Origin of the sequence: Phenylobacterium sp. (genome assembly GCF_030698145.1) — a bacterium.
GTDB lineage: Bacteria > Pseudomonadota > Alphaproteobacteria > Caulobacterales > Caulobacteraceae > Phenylobacterium.
On the sequence record NZ_JAUYNW010000102.1, the window covers coordinates 1 to 1515 of the forward strand.

At 64.2% G+C, this 1515-nt stretch carries 3 protein-coding genes and 1 pseudogene; all 4 read left to right on the plus strand.

What is annotated here, in order from left to right; translation table 11 throughout:
- Positions 1-37: 37 nt before the first annotated feature.
- Positions 38-796 (plus strand): 30S ribosomal protein S3, encoded by a 759-nt coding sequence (gene rpsC / locus Q8Q77_RS15945; RefSeq protein WP_305584622.1) that lies wholly within the window; start codon positions 38-40, stop codon positions 794-796.
- Between the two features lie 9 nt (positions 797-805).
- Positions 806-1237 carry a 50S ribosomal protein L16 gene (gene rplP / locus Q8Q77_RS15950; RefSeq protein WP_305584623.1) on the plus strand — a complete coding sequence of 144 codons (432 nt, stop codon included), beginning with the start codon at positions 806-808 and terminating at the stop codon, positions 1235-1237.
- A complete protein-coding gene (gene rpmC, locus Q8Q77_RS15955) occupies positions 1237-1431 on the plus strand; it encodes a 50S ribosomal protein L29 (protein WP_056730059.1) in 195 nt (64 codons plus the stop codon). Before rplP ends, rpmC begins: the two co-directional genes overlap by 1 nt.
- Before the next feature lie 13 nt (positions 1432-1444).
- Positions 1445-1515 (plus strand): annotated as a pseudogene (locus Q8Q77_RS15960) (30S ribosomal protein S17); the annotation flags it as partial.

Here is a 1515-nt window from a genome sequence, read left to right on the forward strand (position 1 = left end):
TCACCATCGTGGTCCGCGAATTGGGTGAGGCCGCCTGATGGGTCAAAAAGTCAATCCGGTCGGGCTTCGCCTCGGCATCAACCGCACCTGGGACAGCCGCTGGTTCGCCGACGGCGCGGACTATGGTCGGATGCTCCACGAAGACCTGAAGATCCGCAAGAACCTGAAGAAGCGCCTGTATCAGGCCAGCGTCTCGCGCATCATCATCGAGCGTCCGCACAAGAAGTGCCGGATCACGATCTACGCGGCCCGTCCCGGTGTCATCATCGGCAAGAAGGGCGCGGACATCGAGAAGCTCCGCAAGGACATCGCGGCGATGACCCAGGGTGAAGTGCACCTGAACATCGTCGAGATCCGCAAGCCTGAGACCGACGCCCAGCTGGTGGCCGAGAATATCGCCCAGCAGCTCGAGCGCCGCGTGGCCTTCCGCCGCGCCATGAAGCGTGCGCTGCAAAGCGGCATGCGTCTGGGCGCCAAGGGGATGCGCATCGAAGTGGCCGGCCGTCTGGGCGGCGCGGAAATCGCGCGTACGGAAAGCTACCACGAGGGTCGCGTTCCGCGTCACACGCTGCGGGCCGACATCGACTACGGGATCACCGAAGCCAGCACGACCTACGGCATCATCGGCGTGAAGGTGTGGGTCTTCAAAGGCGAAGTCCTCGACCACGATCCGATGGCGCTCGATAAGCGCCTGGCGACCGAATCCGGCCCGGCCGGCGAGGGTGGCGGTCGTGACCGTTCGGGCGATCGTCCCGACCGTGGTCGCCGTGACCGCCGCGAGCAAGCTGGAGCCTAGGGTAGAGCCATGCTGTCTCCGAAGAAAACCAAGTACCGTAAGCAGTTCAAGGGCAAGATCCATGGAACGGCGAAGGGCGGCTTCACGCTGAACTTCGGCTCCTATGGCCTTAAGTCCGTCGAACCGGAACGCATCACCGCGCGTCAGATCGAAGCCGCCCGCCGGGCGATCACTCGCCAGATGAAGCGTCAAGGCCGCGTGTGGATCCGGATCTTCCCGGACGTGCCGGTCACCGACAAGCCGGCCGAAGTGCGGATGGGTAAGGGCAAGGGCGCGGTCGAGTACTGGGCCGCGCGCGTTCACCCCGGCCGGATCATGTTTGAAATCGACGGCGTGCCGGACGATGTGGCCCGTGAAGCCCTGCGCCTCGGCGCGGCCAAGCTTCCGGTGAAGACCCGCATTGTCACCCGGATCGACGCCGTTGTGGCGGAGGCCGCGTGATGAAGATCGACGACATCCGGGGCATGACGCCCGACCAACTCGGCGAAAGCCTGCTGAACCTGAAGAAAGAGCAGTTCAACCTGCGCTTCCAGGCGGCGACGGGCCAGGTTGAGAAGACCCACCGCGTGGACGAGGTCCGCAAGGACATCGCGCGGATCAAGACCGTCCTGCGTTCCAAGCAGACCGCGGCCTAAGGAGACAACGAACATGCCCAAGCGAATTCTCGAAGGCGTCGTCGTCTCCGACAAGGGTGACAAGACGATCGTGGTGAAGGTCGA